We start from the raw sequence: 18,322 nt of genomic DNA on the forward strand, positions 1-18,322 counted from the left end.
CCACGCCGACCTCCTCGACACCCCGCCCGGCCCCCGCCCCCCTTCCGCCCCCGGTACCACCGACGCCCACGCCCCGTACGGCGCCCCTGCGACCGGGCCCGCCCCCGACGGAGGCTCCGGTGCCCACGGCGGCGCGGCCGGGACAGCCGCCCGCCACCCCGCGGGCGCGGACCCGCACGCACCGTCTGCCCCGGCGGCCCCTGCGGTCCCTGGAGGGACCGGATCCGAGCCGTCCGCCCCTGAAGCGGACCAGGTCGTTCGGCTGGCTCGGCACGGTGAGGGGCGGGCCGGCGCCTCCCAGAAGGCGGGAGCCCCCCGCTCGGCCGGTGCGGCGGGCGCCCGGAGCGGTCGGGCCGCCGCGCGCTCGGCCGACCGGAAGGCGCGGCGGCGGCGCGGCCGGAGCGTCCTGCTCGGTGCCGGAGGGCTGGCCCTGGCCCTGGGCTCCGTGGGTCTGGCCGGGCTGGCGATGGACCGCCTGCCGCCGGACGGGGGCGCCGCGTCCGCCGTGCGGCAGGAGGACCGGCCGGCCGACCCGGCGCCGCTGCCCGTGTCCTCGGAAGGCGTGCAGGCGCCGTCCGAACCGGCCGAGGTGTCGGAGTCCGCCTCGCCCACCGCGGAACCGTCGGACGACGCCCCCGCGGCGCGGGGCCACGGCAGCGGTGGCGGGCCCGGCGGGGGCGGCCCCGCCTCGGACGGACCCGCCGGGCCGGCGGGCCCGTCGGCCTCCGGCGGCGACACAGGTGACACCGGCGACCAGGGCGCCGGGTCCGGCGCCGGGGGCGGTTCCGGGGCGGGCGGCACGGCCGGCGGAGGCTCGGAAGAGGACGGGGACGGGGCCCAGCAGCCGGGCACGGGTGGCGGAGAGGCCCCGCCGAGCGGGACGCCTCGGCCGTCCGCGTCCGCGTCCGCGTCCGGCGGGGCGTCCCCGCCGCCGGGCGACCCCGCGCCCACGCCCACGCAGACGCCGGAGTCCTCGCCCTCGCCCAGCGAGACGTGCACGCCCTGGCTGTGGTGGTGCTTCTGACCGGGCGGTGCCGCCTCGGCGGTGCTGCCCGCCGCGACGGCAGGGCCCCGGGCCGAGGGGCGTCAGTCCAGCGCGTCGCCGAGCATGCGGCGCAGCAGGTCCCGTAGCAGGGTGCGCTCGGCGACCGACAGCCCGGCGAGGGGTTCGCGGGCGAAGTCCAGTGCGTCCCGCAGCCGCCGGGCCGTGGCGCGTCCCTCCTCCGTGGGCGCCGCCAGCTTGACGCGGCGGTCCGCCGGGTCCGGCCTCCGCTCCACCAGGCCGCGGCCTTCCAGCCGGTCGACGATCCCGGTGATGTTCGAAGGCTCGCAGCGCAGGGAAACGGCGATGCGCCGCATCGGCATGGGCTCCAGAGCGAGCAGGCTCAGCACCCGCGCCTGCGCGCCGGTCAGCGAGTGCTGGGCGGCGGCCTGCTCGTACTCCTCGTGGTAGCGAGACACGACCGTGCCGATGAGTTCCACGACCTCGCGAGTGAGCGGATCCGTAGGTGTGCTGGGGGCCATGCACACATCCTACCGGTTTACTTGACAACCTGAAATATCAAGGAGCATGGTTGTTTCAGGTAGTGAAGCATTCTTGGAGGCATCAGCATGTCAGGACTCCCCGCCGTCAGCCGTGAATGGCACCTCGTCTCCCGTCCGCAGGGCTGGCCCGCCCCGGAGGACTTCGCCCTGCGCGAGGCGCCGGTCGCCGAGCCGGGCGAGGGCCGCATCCTGGTGCGCAACCTGCACTTCTCGGTGGACCCGTACATGCGCGGCCGGATGAACGACGTGAAGACGTACGTCGACCCGTACGCGCTCGACCGGCCGATGGAGGGCGGCGCCGTGGGCGAGGTGGTCGCCTCGGCGGCCGCGGGCTTCGCGGTGGGGGACCACGTGCTGCACGGTCTCGGCTGGCGCGAGTACGCCGAGGTGGAGGCCCGTCACGTGGCCAAGGTCGACGCTGCGCTCGCGCCGCTCAGCTACTACCTGGGCGTGCTCGGCATGCCGGGGCTCACGGCCTACGCGGGCCTGCTGGAGGTCGCCTCGTTCAAGGAGGGCGACGCGGTCTTCGTCTCCGGCGCCGCCGGCGCCGTGGGCAGCCTCGTCGGCCAGATCGCCAAGCTCAAGGGAGCGTCCCGCGTCGTCGGCTCGGCCGGGTCCGACGAGAAGGTGCGGAAGCTGGTCGAAGGCTACGGCTTCGACGCCGCCTTCAACTACAAGAGCGGCCCCGTGAAGGACCAGCTGAAGAAGGCCGCACCGGACGGGATCGACGTCTACTTCGACAACGTCGGCGGTGAGCACCTCGAAGCCGCGATCTCCGCGCTCAACGTGCACGGACGTGCCGCGCTCTGCGGCATGATCGCCCAGTACAACGAGACCGAGCCCGCACCCGGCCCGCGCAACCTCATACAGGCCATCTCCAAGCGGCTGCGCCTCCAGGGCGTGCTGGTCGGCGACCACTACGGCATGCAGCAGCGCTTCGTCGAGGAGGTCTCCGGCTGGCTGCGGTCCGGCGAGATGACCTACGACGAGACCGTCGTCGAGGGCATCGAGAACGGCGTCGATGCCTTCCTCGGCCTGCTGCGCGGTGCCAACACCGGCAAGATGATCGTTTCGCTGACCCGCTAGGCTCCCTCCCAGCCGTCGCGATCGTGGGCGCGAGTCGCGGCGACGACACAGGAGGAAACTCTTACATGTCCATACAGCAGTCCGACGTCCTGTACACCGCGGTGGCCACTGCGGAGAACGGCCGTGACGGGCGCGTCGCCACCGACGACGGCAGGCTCGACGTGGTCGTGAACCCGCCCAAGGAGATGGGCGGGTCCGGGGAGGGCACCAACCCGGAGCAGCTCTTCGCCGCCGGCTACAGCGCCTGCTTCCAGGGCGCGCTCGGTGTGGTTGCCCGTCAGGAGGGCGCCGACCTCACCGGTTCGACCGTCACCGCGGAGGTCGGCATCGGCAAGAACGCCGAGGGCTTCGGCCTCATCGTCAGGATCTCCGCGAGCATCCCGAACGTGAGCGCCGCCACCGCCGTGGAGCTCGTGGAGAAGGCCCACCAGGTCTGCCCGTACTCCAAGGCGACCCGCGGCAACATCACCGTCGAGCTGGCCGTCTGACGCTCGCGGGAGGGCGAGGGCCGCATCCCGGGATGCGGCCCTCGCCGTACCGTCCGGCCCGGGGCGCACCGACCTGTGCCGGACGCGCTCCCGCCCTGCCCTGCACGGTCGCCCCCGCGCATGACGTCCCCGGTCGGCACCGCGCCGCCTGCCCGGCCGTTTCGCTCCATGCGGCAGGCCCCCCGGCCGCGCTGCGACGGACGCGGTACCGGTCCGCCCGGGTCGAGCGAAGCACGCCGTGCCCTGCCTTGTCCGCCGCACGGCTCCGCCCCGTGCAGAGCCCTGCCTCGTGGGCCGGGCCCCGGGCACCGCACTCTCCCCGGTGTGGCGCAGGTGCCGCGCGTCCTGCACCGTGCGCCTCAGCGGGTCGCTGCCCGGTGCACCGCCGCCACCAGATCCACGTTCTCGGGCGCCGCCCCGCCCGGGTAGGCGAACCGCCGACGGGTGTAGCCGTACGCCAAGCCCGCCCGCGGGTCGGCGAACGCCTGGGAACCCCCCGCGCCGCTGTGGCCGAAGGAGCCCGCCCCCAGCCACGGGTAGCGCACCGTCGGATCCTGGAAGCCCAGGACGAAGGCCGCGGGGGTGCGGGCCACCACGTCGATGCCGTGCGCGTGGACCTGCCCGAACTCCGCGACCGTGTCCGCCTTCAACAGCGGCGCGTGCCCCCCGCCCAGGAGGCCGACGGCCGCCGCGTACATCCCGGCCAGCCCACGGGCGGACGCCACGCCGCCCACCGACGCGGGCCCCTTGGCCCGTACCAGGCGGCTGTTGGGCAGCGCCTCCAGGTCGGTCGGGTGCTCGCCGTGGGTGTTGAACGAGATCGCCTCCAGGGTGGCCGGTCCCTGCGGCACGGCCCCGAGCTCCGCCTGCTGCTCCGGCGTGGGGTCCATCGGCAGCAGCGAGCGGAAGCGGTGCTCCTGCTCCTCCGGCAGCCCGAGGAAGAAGCCCAGCCCGTACGGGGCGCGGATCCGCTCCTCGTACACCTGCTGCAGCGTCCGCCCGGTCGTCCGGAACACCACCTCGCCGGTGAGCGCCCCGATCGTCAGCGCGTGGTAGCCGAAGGCGGCACCGGGCCGCCAGTACGGGCGGTGCGCCGCGAGCCGCGCGGCGAGCGCCCGGTCGTCGGCCAGTTCCTCGGGCGTGAAGCCGGTGTCGACGCCGATGAGGCCCGCCTGGTGGGCCAGCACCTGCCGCAGGGTGACACCCTCCTTGCCGCCCGCGCCGAACTCCGGCCAGTACGCGGCCACCGGGCGGTCCAGTTCCAGGACCCCGTCCTGCACCAGCAGGGCCACCACCAGGTGCGCGGCGCCCTTCGTGGAGGAGAACACGCCGAACAGCGTGTCGCCGTCGACCCCGTCGGTCTCCGGACCCGCCCACAGGTCGACGACCTTCCGCCCCCGGACGTACGCCGCGAGCTGCCCCGCATGGTCGGGACGCTCCTGCGCCACCACGGTGGCGAACGCCTCACGTACCTCCTCGTACCCCTCCGCCACGACACCCCGGACTTCGTTCGGCACCCCAGACATCCGCGTTTCCCCTACTCATCCGATTTCTCGCGACCTCGATAGGGTGACCCCCATGCGTGATCTTGCCAAGGGTTTCCGCCACCTGCTCGCCGGTCAGCGGTGGGTCGTCCGGAACGGCCGCTGGTTCGGCATCGGGCTGCTGCCCGGGCTCATCACCCTCGTCCTCTACGCCGGCGCCCTCGTCGGCCTCGGGTACGGCGCGGACGACCTGACGGCCTGGGTGACGCCCTTCGCCGACGACTGGGCGTCGCCGTGGCAGGGCCTCTTCCGAGGCTTCCTCACCGCTCTGGTCTTCGCCCTCGGCCTTTTTCTCGCCGTGATCACGTTCACCGCGGTGACGCTGATCGTCGGCCAGCCGTTCTACGAGTCCCTCTCCGAGGAGGTCGACCGCACCGAGGGCGGGAAGGTGCCCGTCTCCGGGCTGCCGCTGTGGCGGGAGCTGTGGATCTCGGCCTGGGACAGCCTGCGCGTGCTGCTGCGGGTCCTCCTGTGGGGCGTCCTGCTCTTCGCCCTCGGGTTCATCCCGGTCGCCGGCCAGACCGTCGTGCCCGTCGTCGGCTTCTGCGTGTCCGGATTCTTCCTCGCCGAGGAGCTCACCGCCGTCGCGCTCCAGCGCCGCCGCATGCGGCTGAAGGACCGCCTCGTCCTCCTGCGGGGCCGCAGGCTGCTGACCCTCGGCTTCGGAGTGCCGCTGGCACTCGCCTACCTGGTGCCGTTCGCCGCCGTCTTCCTGATGCCGGGCGCGGTGGCCGGCGCCACGCTGCTGGCACGCGAGCTGACCGGTGAGGACGGCGGGCCGCTGCCCGCGGAGGCGTCCGGGCAGGCGCCGCCGCAGGCCCAGCCCCTCCCGCCGCAGCCGCACCCCCAGCCGTACACCCACCCGCAGGCCCCCGGGGCGTCCGGCCTGCCGAAGGACTAGGCGGCGAGCGGGAGCCGGGTGCTGACGACTCCCGGCCGCACCCCGTCGGCCTCCGCGAGCAGCGTGCCGTCCGTCCCCCACACCGCGCTGCGCCCGCAACCCGTCCAGGGGCCCGCGGGGCCCACGTGGTTGGCGAGGACGACGAACAGCCCGTGGTCCCGGGCGAGCGCCGGATACACCGCGGCCCGCTCCAGCACCCCGTTCCCCGTGCCGTACAGCGAGCTCGCCAGGTACACCCGGCAGCCGTCGGCCGCGGCCCGGCCGCCCAGCTCGGGGAAGTGGTTGTCGAAGCAGGTGGCGAGGGCGAACCTGTGGCCGTCCAGGGTGAACCGCCCGTCGCCCGTACCGGCCTCGAAGACCCCGCGCTCCGCGTCGTGGAGGTGCTGCTTGTCGTAGCGTGCAAGCGTCGCCCCGTCGGGACCGATGACGTACGAGGTGAGGGCCGGGCGGGGGCCGCCCTGCCGGCCCGGGGCCGCCGTGTTCACGACCGCGGCGGCGCCGCTCTCGCGGCACGCCTCCCGCACCGGGTCGAGCCGCGGGTCGCCGTCCGCCAGCCGCAGCCCCGGGTCGCGGGCGATCAGCTCCGGCTCGTACCCGGTGAGCGCCAGCTCCGGGAAGACGACCACTCGGGCTCCGGCGGCCTCCCGGACCAGTCCGGCCATCGTCCGGGCGTTGCCGTCGACGTCCCCTGGGACACTGCTGAACTGGGCTGCAGCGACGATCATGGTGGTTCTGCCCTCCCCGAGCGATGCGTGGCCGGTCCGCCCGTACACGCCCCGCCGGCCGCGGGCCGAGGCGCCGTATGCAGGCGGACGCCGTACCGGCGCCGGCCGGGGCGGGCATGTCGCCGCCCACCCCGGCACGTTACTCCCCCTCGTCGGCGGACGGATCGGCGCTCCCTCCCGTGAGGAGGACCAGGAAGTCGCGGAACGCCGCCGCCATGTCCACCGACTCCGGGTCCAGCAGCCACTGGTACTGGAGCCCGTCCAGCACCGCCGTCAGCAGGGGTGCGGCGCGCTCGGGAGCGAGACCGCCCGGCAGCCGGTCACCGAACTCGGCGCGCAGCACGGCCGCCATGTCCTGCCGCACCTGCGTATAGCGCCGCGTGAAGAAGTCGCGCGCCGGGTGGTCCTCGGTGACGCTCTCCCCGAGCAGCGCCGAGAAGGTCTGCACGATGCCCGGACGCATCGCGTTGTACTCGACCAGGGAAGCCAGCAGGTCCAGCCGCCAGCCCTCGCGGCCCCGGGGGCCCGCGCCGCCGGTGTCCCACTGGTCGCGCTCCTCCAGCACCGCGACGAGCAGCGCCTCCTTGCTGGGGTAGTGGTGCAGCAGCCCCTGCTGGGTGAGCCCCGCCCGCTCGGCCACCGCCGCCAGCGAGGCCCCCCGGTAGCCGCGTTCCGCGATCACCTCGAAGGCGGCGCGCAGGATGTCCGCGCGCCGCTCCTCGCTCCTGGGCCTGGCCCCCGCCATCCGCCGCTCCCTTCTCACGCGCCCTGCCGGGCTGCGCCGCCTCCGGCGCCCGAGCGGGGCGCCCGCTCGCCCGAAAGGACCGTACGCCATCCCTCCGTGCTTCAGATCACGAAAACGAAACGAGACCTACCAATCGATAGGTTCCCGGTCCACGATGGGCGCCAACCGACGGCCCGGAAGCGGGAGGTGGCCATGGCGGCCGACAGGGCGGGAACCGGCGAGCGCAGCCTCGGAGCGACCAGGCGCGGACGGCCGGACGGAGAAGCGGGCGGCGGGGCGGCGGGTGACCGAGCCAGGTCCGGGGGGAGGAACGGCGCGATCCGACCCGGTGGGGCGCGGGCGCGCGAGGAGCGGCTCGGCACGGCGGTCGACGCCGCGCTCCGCAGACTCGACCTCGACACCAAGGCCCGGCTCCTGGCCGGTCAGGACATGTGGAGCCTCCCCGCCGTCCCCGCCGTCGGTCTCGCCTCCCTGGTGCTGTCCGACGGCCCCGTCGGCGTGCGGGGGGTGCGCTGGACCCCCGACGACCCGTCCCTCACCCTCCCGTCCCCCACCGCGCTCGCCGCCACCTGGGACCCCGCCCTCGCCCGCCGCGCCGGACGCGCCCTCGCCGCCGAGGCTCGCCGCAAGGGCGTCCACGTGCTGCTCGCCCCCACCGTGAACCTGCACCGCTCGCCCCTCGGCGGTCGCCACTTCGAGGCGTACAGCGAGGATCCGCACCTCACCGGCGCGATCGGCACCGGTTACGTCCTCGGGGTCCAGGACGGTGGCGTCGCGGCCTGCGTCAAGCACTTCGTCGCCAACGACGCCGAGACCGACCGCTTCACCGTCGACAACGTCATCGCGCCCCGCCCGCTGCGCGAGCTCTACCTCGGCCCGTTCGAGACGATCGTCCGCGAGGCCCGCCCCTGGGCCGTCATGGCCGCGTACAACCGGGTCAACGGCATCACCATGACCGAGCACCGGCACCTCCAGCACGACGTGCTGCGCGGTGAGTGGGGCTTCGACGGCGTCACCGTCTCCGACTGGTTCGCCGCCCGGTCGACCTCCGGCGCGCTGCGCGGCGGCCTCGACATCGCCATGCCGGGCCCGCACACCGTGTATGGGCAGGCGCTGGCCGCCGCCGTGCGGGCGGGCGAGGCCGACGAGGAGGCCGTCGACGGAGCCGTACGGCGGCTGCTGCGGCTCGCCGGCCGGGTCGGCGCGCTGCGGGGCGCGGACCCGGCGGTGCCGGAGCCGCCCGAGCCGGAGGACGGGCAGGCCCTGGCCCGCGAGATCGCCCACCGGTCCTTCGTGCTCCTGCGCAACACCGGCGGGGCCCTGCCGCTGTCCCCCGGCTGCCGGACCGCCCTCATCGGGGCGGCCGCACGCGACGCCCGCATCCTGGGAGGCGGGTCCGCGCACGTCTTCCCCTCACGGACGGTCTCCCCGCTCGACGGCCTCGCCGCCGCCCTGTCCGACGGCACCGCCCCCACCTACGCCGTGGGTGCCGACCCCGACCGCGAACCCGCCCCCGCGGGCGCCGGTTTCACCCTGCGCGCGGTCTGCCGGGACGCGTCGGGTGCCGTGCTCGCCGACGTGCCGCTGCCCACCGGCCAGGTCCAGTGGGTCGGCGCCGACCTGCCGGCCGGGGTCGACCACGGCACCCTGCACAGCGTCGAGGTCACCGGGACCTTCCTGCCGCGGGAGAGCGGCGACCACGTCTTCGGCACCCGCGGACTCGGTCCGTTCACCCTCGCCGTGGCCGGCCGCGTCCTCTACGACGGGGTCCAGGAGGCGGGCGGGGAGACCGACCCGTTCGAGGCATTCACCGGCGCCCCGACCGAACGCGGCACCGCATCCCTCGCCGCGGGCGAGCCCGTCGAGGTGTCCCTGCGCCACACCACGGACCGCGGCATCCCGACGCCCGTACCCGCGGTCGCCTTCAGCCTCCTCCACCGGCCGCCCCGCCGCGACCCCGACGAACTCATCCGGGAGGCAGCCGCCGCCGCGCGGGCCGCCGACACCGCCGTCGTCGTGGTCGCCACCACCGAACGCGTCGAATCCGAGGGCCACGACCGCACCGACCTGCGGCTCCCCGGCCGGCAGGACGACCTGGTCCGGGCCGTGGCCGCGGCGAACCCGCGCACGGTCGTGGTCGTCAACGCCGGGGCGCCCGTCGAGATGCCGTGGCGCGAGGACGTCGCCGCGGTGCTGCTGAGCTGGTTCCCCGGCCAGGAGGGCGGCGCCGCCCTCGCCGATGTCCTCCTGGGCGCCCAGGAGCCCGGCGGCCGCCTGCCCACCACCTGGCCCGTCGCCCTCGCGGACGCCCCCGTCAGCCGCGTCACCCCGTCACCCGAGGGGGCACTCCCGTACGAGGAGGGGCTGTTCGTCGGCTACCGCGCCTGGGACCGGTCCGGTGCGACGCCCGCGTACCCCTTCGGCCACGGGCTGGGCTACACGACCTGGGAGTACGAGTCGCTGGAAGCCACCCCCACCACGGCCCGCGTCGTCGTCCGCAACACCGGCACGCGGACGGGCCGCGAGGTCGTCCAGCTGTACGTCGCCCCCCGCGCCGACCTCGTCGAACGGCCGCGGCGGTGGCTCGCCGGCTTCGCGGCGGTCCGGGCGGAGCCCGGCGAGGCGGTGGAGGCCGTCGTGCGGCTCGCGCCCCGGCTCTTCGACGTGTGGGACGAGGACGCGGGGGAGTGGACGGCGGTACCGGGCGTGTACGAGGTGCACGCCGGCCGCTCCCTCACGGACAGCCGCCTGAGGGTCGCCCTGGAACTCGACTGAACGCCCGCCGCCGGGGCGCGGCCGAGGGTCGGCGGCGCTCGTCGGAGGGGCCTGTGGAGGGCGCCGACGGAGCGGGGCGCGACCGCCGGCCGCGTCGTGAGCCCCGGCCGCCGAGGGCGACGCCGAAGCCGTACCGCGTCGTCGACCGGAACACCCTGGAGGTGTCGGCGACGTACCTGCCCGGGGAGCCCTCCTCCCGTCGGGGCTCTCCGCTGTCAGCCGCACGCCGTCCCCGCATCGGTCGGGGGCGCGGTCCACACGCGCTGGTCGAAGCCGCGCGGCCCGCCGTCGCGGGCGAGCCGGTGCGTCCGCCCGTCCCGGGTGGAGGAGCCGTGCGCGATCCGGTTCGCGTACCGGCCGACGAGCGCCCCGAAGCAGGGCCCGGGATGCGCCTCGTACCCGACGGGACCGTCGAAGCCGAGCACCACGCGCGCCGCCGTCCCGTGGCGGTCCGAACCTCCACCGACTGCACGACGCCGCCGTACGTGAGGACCCGCACCCGTACCGGAGAGTGCGCGTCTGCCGCTCCAGCGTCCGGCGGTGCACGTCCGTGCCGTAGGCCAGGCCGCCCCGCTCCCCGACCTTCGCGACCGTGCCCGAGCCTACGCGGGCGGGCGCGCCGCCGTGACGTTCCGGTAGGCGATGTCCGCCAGCCGGGCCTGCCCCTCCACGCTCGGATGGAACCAGTCCCAGGGGCTCAACTGGGCCGCACCGAAGGGGTGCTCGAAAACGGCGCCGCCGTCGTACCGGCACCGCTCGTCCCGTACGCACACCTCCCGCAGCACCTCGTTGTACGCGACGACCCGCTCCCGCACCGCTGACCTGCGCCGCTCGGCCGCCGCCCCCGTGTCCAGCGGGTCGGCCAGCATGGACGCGCAGACGCCCAGGGACCACACCTGCCGGCCCTCGGCGCTGTCCCGCCCCGTCGACCAGAGCCGTTTCAGGTCGGGCACGCTCGTCACGTAGACCCGCGTCGACGGCGACGCCTTCCACAGCCGGGCCAGGGCCGCCGCGAACGACGCGCGGAAGTCGGCGACCGGGGTCATCAGCGCGGGGGTGGGGCGGCACGCGTCGTTGGCGCCGGCGGTGACCGTCACCAGACCGGGCCGGCGCTCCGCCGCCTGCGCCATCTGCCCGGGCAGGTCCGCGGCGCGGGCCCCGGACCGGGCGAGGTTCCAACTCCGCTCGGCGGCCCCGGACTCCCCGAGCAGGCGCAGTGCCAGGCTGTTCACCCGGGCGTCGGACCCCGTGGCCCAGGACGCCTCGGGGCAGTCCGCCAGGACACCGCAGGCGTCGAAGGCCCGGGTGATGGAGTCGCCCACCGCCGCGACCGAATCGGGGCGGGTGTTCCACCCCGAGCGGCCCGGTGGGGCGGAGGGCGACGGCGGGGCCGGCGACGGAGTGGCCCGCCGGGGAGCCTCCGTGCGGGCGGTCGGCGCCGGGGCGCCGCTGCTGCTTCCGGGCGACACGACACACCCGGAGAGCGCGGACGCGCAGACCAGCGCGGCGGCGACCGCCCGTCCGGCCCCCTGCCGCAGGGGCGGTTCGCGGAGCGCGGACGCCGCGGAGGGCACCGTACCGCCGGATTCCCTTGAGCGGTCGGCGTCCTGGCGAGTGAAAGCTTCGTGTCGACGGCCCACGGGACCGACCGTACGTCATCCTCATCGCCCCGGCGCACGATAGCTTTTCCCCGTCGAACCAGAGGCGCCCGACCGACCGGCTCCGGTAAATTACATCACGTCACAAGCTGTCCCTTTTGTGGAGTTTCGCTCCCGATGCTGTTTACTGAGGCCGCTGGGAAAAGGCGAACCTCGTCCCACACTGGAGGTCCCGGTGACGACACGTGGAGTCCTGTACGTCCACTCCGCGCCGCGTGCGCTGTGCCCACACGTCGAATGGGCGGTGGCGGGAGTGCTCGGCACGAGAGTCCAGCTCGACTGGATCCGCCAGCCGGCCTCACCGGGGACCTGGAGAGCGGAGTTCTCCTGGCAGGGCGAGGCGGGCACCGCGTCGAAACTCGCCTCGGCGCTCCGCGGCTGGCAGATGCTGCGCTTCGAGGTGACCGCCGAACCCTGCTCCGCGGCCGAGGGCGAGCGCTACAGCGCCACGCCCGAGCTCGGCATCTTCCACGCGGTCATCGGGATCCACGGCGACATCATGATCCCCGAGGACCGGCTGCGCGCCGCCCTCGCCCGCTCCGCGCAAGGGGAGACCCGGCTGGAGGCGGAGATCGCCAAACTGCTCGGCAAGCCCTGGGACGACGAACTGGAGCCCTTCCGCTACGCCGGGGAGGGCGCACCGGTGCGGTGGCTGCACCAGGTCGTCTGAGCGTACGGACGCGTCGTGTGCGGCCCTGAGCCCCACTCGGGAAGCAGCTGCGGCTGAGGGCATGAGTGAGGCCCCCGCCTTCCGGCGGGGGCCTCACTCATGCTCGGCACGTGCCTGGCGGGCCGTCAGACGGAACGGAACGCCAGCACCACGTTGTGGCCGCCGAAGCCGAACGAGTTGTTCAGCGCCGCGATCGTGCCCTCCGGCAGCGCGCGCGGCCCACCGGTGACGACGTCGGCGTCGACCTCCTCGTCCAGCTCGTCGACGTTGATGGTCGGCGGAGCCGTGCGGTGGTGCAGCGCCAGGACCGTGGCGACGGTCTCGATGCCGCCCGCGCCACCCAGCAGGTGACCCGTCATCGACTTGGTGGCGGAGATCGCCACGTGCTCCAGGTCGTCGCCGAGCACCTTGCGCAGCGCCTTGATCTCCGCGACGTCACCCTGCGGAGTGGAGGTGGCGTGCGCGTTGAGGTGCACGACCTCCGACGGCTTCAGGTCCGTGCCGTCCAGCAGGTTCTGCAGCGCGGCGGCGATACCGCGGCCTGTCGGCTCCGGCTGGGCGATGTGGTGGCTGTCGGCGGACAGGCCCTGCCCCAGCGCCTCGCAGTACACGCGGGCGCCGCGCGCGGCGGCGTGCTCGGCCGACTCCAGGACGACCACGCCGGCGCCCTCACCCAGCACGAAGCCGTCACGGCCCTTGTCGTACGGGCGGGAGGCCTTCTCGGGCTCGTCGTTGCTCTTGGACATCGCCATCATGTTGGCGAACGCCGCGATGGGCAGCGGGTGGATGGCCGCCTCGGTGCCGCCCGCCACGACCACGTCGGCCCGGCCGGTACGGATCATCTCGACGGCGTAGCCGATGGCCTCGGCGCCCGACGCGCACGCCGACACCGGGGTGTGCACACCCGCCTGGGCGTTCACCTCCAGGCCGACGTTGGCGGAGGGGCTGTTCGGCATGAGCATGGGCACGGTGTGCGGGGAGACCCGGCGCGAGCCCTTCTCCTTCAGCACGTCGTACTGGTCGAGGAGCGTCGTCACGCCGCCGATGCCGGAAGCGATGACGGAACCGAGCCGCTCGGGGCGCACGGCGGCGTCCTCTCCCGCGGGAGCGGTGAAGCCGGCATCGGCCCACGCCTCGCGTGCGGCGATCAGCGCGAACTGCGCCGACCGGTCCAGCTTGCGGGCCAGCGGCCGCGGCAGGACCTCGGTGGGTTCGACCGCCACCCGGGCGGCGATGCTGACGGGCAGGTCGGCGAAGCGCTCCCCCTCCAGGGGGCGCACGCCGGAGCGTCCCGCCAGCAGACCCTCCCAGGTCGAGGCGGAGTCGCCACCCAGCGGTGTGGTTGCGCCGATACCGGTGACGACCACGGTGCGATTGGTCGAGCTCACAGGAATTCTCTCTCCACGTGTCAGAGGTAAGGCGAGCGGCGCCACCGCCGGGTGGCGAACCGGATCAAGCCTGGTGCTTGAGGATGTAGTCGACAGCGTCGCCCACGGTCTTGAGGCCCTTGACGTCCTCGTCCGGGATCTTCACCTCGAAGCGCTCCTCGGCGGCGACGACGACCTCGACCATGGACAGCGAGTCGACGTCCAGGTCGTCGGTGAAGGACTTGTCCAGCTCGACGTCCTCGGTCGGGATACCGGCGATCTCGTTGACGATCTCAGCGAGACCCTCGAGGATCTCTTCCTGCGTGGCGGCCATGGTGGCGCTCCTTCAGTGTGTAGCGGTGTGTAGCTCTGGGTTTCACAGAGGCTGTGCTGCGGGCGGATCGTCCGGAAGATCCGGACGGTGCCCTAGGGGAGGGTAACGACCGTCGCGGCGTAGACGAGACCCGCCCCGAAGCCGATGACGAGCGCGGTGTCACCGCTCTTCGCCTGCCCGGTCGCCAGGAGCCGCTCCATCGCGAGCGGGATCGAGGCGGCCGAGGTGTTGCCGGTGGTCTCCACGTCGCGGGCGACCGTGACGTGCTCCGGCAGCTTGAGGGTCTTCACCATCGAGTCGATGATCCGCATGTTGGCCTGGTGCGGGATGAAGACGTCCAGGTCGGCCGGGCTGACGCCGGCCTCGTCGAGGGCCTGCTGGGCGACCTTCGCCATCTCGAAGACGGCCCAGCGGAAGACCGCCTGTCCCTCCTGCGTGATCGCGGGGAACTTGTCGACGGTGCCGTCGCGGTAGTCCGTCCACGGCACGGTCTGCTTGATCGTCTCGGACTTGTCGCCCTCGGAGCCCCAGACCGTCGGGCCGATGGCCGGCTCCTCGGAGGGGCCGACGATGACGGCACCGGCACCGTCACCGAACAGGAAGGCCGTCGCGCGGTCTTCCAGGTCGGTGAGGTCGCTGAGCCGCTCAACGCCGATGACCAGCACGTACTCCGCCGAACCCTCGACGACCATGCCCTTGGCGAGCGTCAGTCCGTAGCCGAAGCCCGCACAGCCCGCCGAGATGTCGAACGCCGCGGGCCGGTGCGCGCCGATGCGGTCGGCGATCTCGGTGGCCACGGCCGGGGTCTGCTTGAAGTGGGACACGGTGGAGACGACGACCGCACCGATCTGCTCCGGAGTCAGCCCCGCGTCGGCGAGGGCCTTGCCGGCCGCCTCGACCGACATCGCCGTCACCGTCTCCTCGGGCGACGCCCAGTGGCGCGTGGCGATGCCGGAGCGCGAGCGGATCCACTCGTCGGACGAGTCGATCTTCTCCAGGATCACCTCGTTGGGCACGACACGGGTGGGGCGGTAGCCGCCGACGCCCATGATGCGTGCGTACGGGGCGCCTTTGCTGGGCCTGATCTTCGCCATGCTCTCTACGGCTCCTTGCTCGGTCGTCCCGGTCGTCAGGCGGCTGCGCCGGCGTGCTCGGCGATGAGCTCGCGGGCCGCGTCCAGGTCGTCGGGGGTCTTCAGGGCGAGCGTCCGCACCCCGGGGAGGGCCCGCTTGGCGATACCGGTCAGCGTGCCTCCCGGGCACACCTCGACGAGCGCGGTCGCGCCGAGCCGCTGGAACGTTTCCATGCACAGGTCCCAGCGGACCGGGTTGGCGACCTGCCCGACGAGACGGGTGACGACGTCGGCACCCGAGGCGACGGTCTCGCCGTCCTTGTTCGAGACGTACGGGACCTTCGGGTCGGCCGGGGTGAGGGCCTTCGCGGCCTCCTCCAGCTTCGCCACGGCAGGAGCCATGTGGTGCGTGTGGAACGCGCCCGCCACGGTGAGGGCCACCACGCGGCGCACCCCCTCGGGCTTGTCCGCCTCCAGCGCGGCCAACCGCTCCAGCGTGCCGGCGGCGACGATCTGCCCCGCGCCGTTGACGTTCGCCGGGGTCAGGCCCAACTTCTCCAGGTGCGGGACCGTGGTCTCGGGCGAGCCGCCGAGGAGCGCCGACATCCCGGTGCGGGTGACGGCGGCGGCCTCGGCCATCGCCAGGCCCCGCGTGCGCACCAGGCGGAGCGCGGCCGTGTCGTCCAGGACCCCGGCGAACGCGGCCGCGGTGATCTCGCCGACGCTGTGGCCCGCCACCGCGTCCGGCGCCAGGGTGCTCACGTCATCCAGTGCCGCGGCGGACAGCAGACCGGCCGCGACCAGCAGCGGCTGCGCGACCGCCGTGTCGCGGATCTCCTCCGCGTCGGCCTTCGTGCCGTAGTGGAGGAGGTCCAGGCCCAGCTCCTCGGACCACACGCCGAGACGATCGGCGGCACCGGGGAGGTCGAGCCAAGGAGTCAGGAAGCCAGGGGTCTGAGCACCCTGGCCGGGAGCGACGAGTACGAGCACCCTCACACTCTCTCTTGTGGACGGTCCCTGGCGCCCGTGGGGACTGGGACGAAGAACCGTCGGACGAATTGTTGATCCCCCACAAAAGACTAGAGCTGGCCGTCCGCGTCGGCCAAGCGCCCCAGAATGAGCGCGATCCGCAGCGTGAAAGCCGATCGGACATCGGAGGGTGACCATCCGGTGACATCGGTCACACGGCGCAGGCGGTAGCGCACGGTGTTGGGGTGGACGAACAACATCCGCGCCGCACCCTCCAAGCTGCTCGCCTGCTCCAGGTAGACACTCAGTGTCTCCAGCAGAGCCGAGCCCGCCTCCTTGAGCGGGCTGTAGATCTCCTCCACCAACTGCTCCCGGGCAGCGGGATCGGAGGCGATCGCCCGCTCCGGCAGGAGATCGTCCGCCAGCACCGGGCGCGGCGCGTCCTGCCAGGCGGAACACGCCTTCAGGCCGGCAGCCGCCGCCTGCGCGGACCGCGTCGCCGTCTGCAGGTCCGACACCACCGGGCCGGCCACCACCGGGCCGGCGGCGTACGGGCCGATCAGCGCCTTGGCGACCGCCAGCGGGTTGTCACTGCCGCCTGCGATCACCACGAGGCGGTCGCCCAGCACCCCGGTGAGCACCTGCAGCTTGGCGTGGCGGGCGGCGCGGCGGATCGCCTCCACCGTCAGCTCGCTGTCACCGTCCGGGGCGGTGCCGAGGATCACGCACACGTGCTCCGGCGAGTTCCAGCCGAGGGCCGCGGCCCGGCTCACCGCACCCTCGTCGGCCTCGCCCGACAGCACCGCGTTCACCACGAGGGACTCCAGGCGGGCGTCCCACGCGCCCCGTGCCTCCGCGGCCTGGGCGTACACCTGCGCGGTCGCGAAGGCGATCTCACGGGCGTACACCAGCAGCGCCTCGCGCAGCACGGCCTCGTCACCCGGCGCGGCGACCTCCTCGATCGCCGACTCCATCACCTCGATGGTGGTGCGCACCATCTCCACGGTCTGCCGCAGCGTGATCGCCCTGGTCAGCTCGCGCGGCGCGGTCCCGAACACGTCGGTGGAGATGGCCTGCGGCGTCTCGGGATGCCGGAACCACTCGGTGAAGGCCGCGATACCGGCCTGGGCCACCAGGCCGATCCAGGACCGGTTCTCCGGAGGCATCGCCCTGTACCACGGCAGTGTCTCGTCCATGCGGGCGATGGCGTTCGCGGCCAGCCGCCCGGAGGACTGCTCCAGGCGCTTCAGGGTCGCCGCGTGCGGGTGGGCGTCGTTTGCTGCGGGATCAGGCACGGAACAAGACTGCCTTATCGGGACGGCGCCCCGCCCCGCCGGTCCACCGTTGTCCCTTCTGCCCCGCTCTGCCCCGGCGGGCGGGCAGGGTCGCACAGCGGGCGGCGTCTACGGTGGATCCGTGACGTACACGCAGCTGGCCCTGCACCGGGCGGGCGACCGCTACCCCGGCGGCGACCCGGCAGCCGGGATCGACACCCGGCACGCCTTCTCCTTCGGGCCCCACTACGACCCCGGCAACATCCGCTTCGGCGCTCTCATCGCCTGCAACGAGGAGCGGCTCGCCCCGGGCGCAGGCTTCGACGAGCACCCTCACAGCCACACCGAGATCGTCACGTGGGTCGTGGAGGGCGAGCTGACGCACCGGGACTCCACGGGGCATGCGACGGTCGTCCGCGCCGGCGGCCTCCAGCACCTGAGCGCAGCAGCGGGCGTGCGGCACGTGGAACGCAACGACGGACCGGCACCGCTGACGTTCGTTCAGATGTGGCTGGCGCCGCGCGAGCCGGGCGGCGAACCGTCGTACGCACACGTGCCCGGCCCGGTCGGCACCGCGCCGTACGCCGTGCCTGCCGCGGGCGCCGTCCTGCACCTGCGGCGCCCGGCCGCAGGCGAGCGCACGCTCCTCCCGGACGGCGACTTCCTGTACGTCCACGTCGTGCGCGGCCGTGCGGAGCTGGACGGGCACGGGCTCGCCCCGGGTGACGCGGCCCGCATCACCGGCGCCCGCGGCCTGGAGCTGACCGCGACGGAACCGGCCGAGATCCTCGTGTGGGAGATGAACGCACCCGCCTGAACAGGTGCGGCGGCTCCCCGCCGTCGGACCGGGCCCGGTGGGGCGGCAGCCGCCTGTGTGCGGTGGGGCGGTGCGTGGACCGGGCTCTGTCGGGTGGTCCGCTCAGCCTGCGCCGCCCACCTCGGGGCGCTGCCCTCCGGCCGGCCTCGCCCAGCTCGAACCATCGTCCGGCTTCGTCGCACCCGGGCCGGGCGCGGCGAAGCCGGGAGGCCGGCCCATGTATCGCACCACCAGGCCCACTAGGCCACGGAAGGTGCCCCGGCTGCAGGCTGCGCGGTCGAGGCAGCCGGTGGGCGGGCGGCGCCAGCATGGGGCAGGCCGTGGTCGGCCGGGCTGGGCGTGCCACGGGCGG

The 18,322-nt window shown here is 74.2% G+C and carries 17 protein-coding genes and 1 pseudogene; 7 read left to right on the top strand and 11 right to left on the bottom strand.

Annotated elements, in window-relative coordinates; translation table 11 throughout:
• Positions 1-1,024 (top strand): annotated as a pseudogene (locus BJP40_RS34955) (hypothetical protein); the annotation flags it as partial.
• A 62-nt stretch (positions 1,025-1,086) separates the two neighbouring features.
• Here the strand turns inward: BJP40_RS34955 and BJP40_RS18865 are convergent.
• Positions 1,087-1,524, bottom strand: a complete 438-nt coding sequence (locus BJP40_RS18865; RefSeq protein WP_071268664.1) for a MarR family winged helix-turn-helix transcriptional regulator — start codon at positions 1,522-1,524, stop codon at positions 1,087-1,089.
• Between the two features lie 87 nt (positions 1,525-1,611).
• On the opposite strand from BJP40_RS18865, the gene BJP40_RS18870 reads away from it, so the two are divergent.
• Positions 1,612-2,631, top strand: coding sequence for an NADP-dependent oxidoreductase (locus BJP40_RS18870; protein ID WP_071281354.1), 1,020 nt, complete (start codon positions 1,612-1,614; stop codon positions 2,629-2,631).
• Between the two features lie 65 nt (positions 2,632-2,696).
• Positions 2,697-3,119, top strand: coding sequence for an organic hydroperoxide resistance protein (locus BJP40_RS18875; RefSeq protein ID WP_071281355.1), 423 nt, complete (start codon positions 2,697-2,699; stop codon positions 3,117-3,119).
• Positions 3,120-3,478: 359 nt separating this feature from the next.
• Here the strand turns inward: BJP40_RS18875 and BJP40_RS18880 are convergent, their stop codons facing one another.
• Positions 3,479-4,645 carry a serine hydrolase domain-containing protein gene (locus BJP40_RS18880; protein ID WP_071281356.1) on the bottom strand — a complete coding sequence of 389 codons (1,167 nt, stop codon included), beginning with the start codon at positions 4,643-4,645 and terminating at the stop codon, positions 3,479-3,481.
• 52 nt (positions 4,646-4,697) lie between these two features.
• Here BJP40_RS18880 and BJP40_RS18885 point away from each other — a divergent pair, with 52 nt between their 5' ends.
• Positions 4,698-5,564 carry an EI24 domain-containing protein gene (locus BJP40_RS18885; RefSeq protein ID WP_071281357.1) on the top strand — a complete coding sequence of 289 codons (867 nt, stop codon included), beginning with the start codon at positions 4,698-4,700 and terminating at the stop codon, positions 5,562-5,564.
• Here the strand turns inward: BJP40_RS18885 and BJP40_RS18890 are convergent.
• Both BJP40_RS18890 and BJP40_RS18895 read right to left on the bottom strand, forming a co-directional pair.
• A complete protein-coding gene (locus BJP40_RS18890; protein WP_071281358.1) occupies positions 5,561-6,289 on the bottom strand; it encodes a carbon-nitrogen hydrolase family protein in 729 nt (242 codons plus the stop codon). The two genes, BJP40_RS18885 and BJP40_RS18890, sit on opposite strands and share 4 nt — an antisense overlap.
• 139 nt (positions 6,290-6,428) lie before the next feature.
• Positions 6,429-7,034 carry a TetR/AcrR family transcriptional regulator gene (locus tag BJP40_RS18895; protein ID WP_071281359.1) on the bottom strand — a complete coding sequence of 202 codons (606 nt, stop codon included), beginning with the start codon at positions 7,032-7,034 and terminating at the stop codon, positions 6,429-6,431.
• Positions 7,035-7,226: 192 nt separating this feature from the next.
• Here BJP40_RS18895 and BJP40_RS18900 point away from each other — a divergent pair, with 192 nt between their 5' ends.
• Positions 7,227-9,809, top strand: a complete 2,583-nt coding sequence (locus BJP40_RS18900; protein WP_079171282.1) for a glycoside hydrolase family 3 C-terminal domain-containing protein — start codon at positions 7,227-7,229, stop codon at positions 9,807-9,809.
• A 215-nt stretch (positions 9,810-10,024) separates the two neighbouring features.
• Here BJP40_RS18900 and BJP40_RS18905 read toward each other — a convergent pair whose 3' ends face one another.
• Positions 10,025-10,237 carry a hypothetical protein gene (locus BJP40_RS18905; RefSeq protein WP_071281360.1) on the bottom strand — a complete coding sequence of 71 codons (213 nt, stop codon included), beginning with the start codon at positions 10,235-10,237 and terminating at the stop codon, positions 10,025-10,027.
• Positions 10,238-10,411: 174 nt separating this feature from the next.
• Complete coding sequence (locus BJP40_RS18910; protein WP_071281388.1) at positions 10,412-11,347, bottom strand: GDSL-type esterase/lipase family protein; 936 nt, start codon at positions 11,345-11,347, stop codon at positions 10,412-10,414.
• Positions 11,348-11,642: 295 nt separating this feature from the next.
• Between BJP40_RS18910 and BJP40_RS18915 the strand changes: the two genes are divergently transcribed.
• Positions 11,643-12,137, top strand: coding sequence for a DUF3145 domain-containing protein (locus BJP40_RS18915; protein WP_071272405.1), 495 nt, complete (start codon positions 11,643-11,645; stop codon positions 12,135-12,137).
• A gap of 125 nt (positions 12,138-12,262) precedes the next feature.
• Here the strand turns inward: BJP40_RS18915 and fabF are convergent, their stop codons facing one another.
• The 5 genes from fabF to BJP40_RS18940 form a co-directional block, all read right to left on the bottom strand.
• Positions 12,263-13,525 carry a beta-ketoacyl-ACP synthase II gene (gene fabF / locus BJP40_RS18920; protein ID WP_071272408.1) on the bottom strand — a complete coding sequence of 421 codons (1,263 nt, stop codon included), beginning with the start codon at positions 13,523-13,525 and terminating at the stop codon, positions 12,263-12,265.
• A 64-nt stretch (positions 13,526-13,589) separates the two neighbouring features.
• Positions 13,590-13,838, bottom strand: coding sequence for an acyl carrier protein (locus tag BJP40_RS18925; protein WP_071272411.1), 249 nt, complete (start codon positions 13,836-13,838; stop codon positions 13,590-13,592).
• Between the two features lie 92 nt (positions 13,839-13,930).
• Positions 13,931-14,932, bottom strand: a complete 1,002-nt coding sequence (locus BJP40_RS18930) for a ketoacyl-ACP synthase III (RefSeq protein WP_071272414.1) — start codon at positions 14,930-14,932, stop codon at positions 13,931-13,933.
• A gap of 35 nt (positions 14,933-14,967) precedes the next feature.
• On the bottom strand, positions 14,968-15,900 hold the full coding sequence (locus BJP40_RS18935; protein WP_071281361.1) for an ACP S-malonyltransferase: 933 nt from the start codon (positions 15,898-15,900) through the stop codon (positions 14,968-14,970).
• A gap of 89 nt (positions 15,901-15,989) precedes the next feature.
• Entirely contained in the window at positions 15,990-17,174 is a 1,185-nt protein-coding gene (locus tag BJP40_RS18940) for a CdaR family transcriptional regulator (RefSeq protein WP_071281362.1), read from the bottom strand.
• 121 nt (positions 17,175-17,295) lie between these two features.
• Here BJP40_RS18940 and BJP40_RS18945 point away from each other — a divergent pair, with 121 nt between their 5' ends.
• The gene (locus BJP40_RS18945) at positions 17,296-17,970 is read left to right on the top strand and encodes a pirin family protein (RefSeq protein WP_371258659.1); all 675 of its coding nucleotides are present in this window, start codon (positions 17,296-17,298) and stop codon (positions 17,968-17,970) included.
• Positions 17,971-18,322: the final 352 nt, after the last annotated feature.

Source organism: Streptomyces sp. CC53 (assembly GCF_001865245.1).
In the GTDB taxonomy this organism is placed as follows: Bacteria; Actinomycetota; Actinomycetes; order Streptomycetales; family Streptomycetaceae; genus Streptomyces.

Coding starts and splice junctions, on each gene's coding strand:
- BJP40_RS18885 (WP_071281357.1), top strand. CDS start 4,698: ATGCGTGATCTTGCCAAGGGTTTCCGCCACCTGCTCGCCGGTCAGCGG.
- BJP40_RS18900 (WP_079171282.1), top strand. CDS start 7,227: ATGGCGGCCGACAGGGCGGGAACCGGCGAGCGCAGCCTCGGAGCGACC.
- BJP40_RS18880 (WP_071281356.1), bottom strand. CDS start 4,645: ATGTCTGGGGTGCCGAACGAAGTCCGGGGTGTCGTGGCGGAGGGGTAC.
- BJP40_RS18875 (WP_071281355.1), top strand. CDS start 2,697: ATGTCCATACAGCAGTCCGACGTCCTGTACACCGCGGTGGCCACTGCG.
- BJP40_RS18925 (WP_071272411.1), bottom strand. CDS start 13,838: ATGGCCGCCACGCAGGAAGAGATCCTCGAGGGTCTCGCTGAGATCGTC.
- BJP40_RS18890 (WP_071281358.1), bottom strand. CDS start 6,289: ATGATCGTCGCTGCAGCCCAGTTCAGCAGTGTCCCAGGGGACGTCGAC.
- BJP40_RS18895 (WP_071281359.1), bottom strand. CDS start 7,034: ATGGCGGGGGCCAGGCCCAGGAGCGAGGAGCGGCGCGCGGACATCCTG.
- BJP40_RS18865 (WP_071268664.1), bottom strand. CDS start 1,524: ATGGCCCCCAGCACACCTACGGATCCGCTCACTCGCGAGGTCGTGGAA.
- BJP40_RS18870 (WP_071281354.1), top strand. CDS start 1,612: ATGTCAGGACTCCCCGCCGTCAGCCGTGAATGGCACCTCGTCTCCCGT.
- BJP40_RS18930 (WP_071272414.1), bottom strand. CDS start 14,932: ATGGCGAAGATCAGGCCCAGCAAAGGCGCCCCGTACGCACGCATCATG.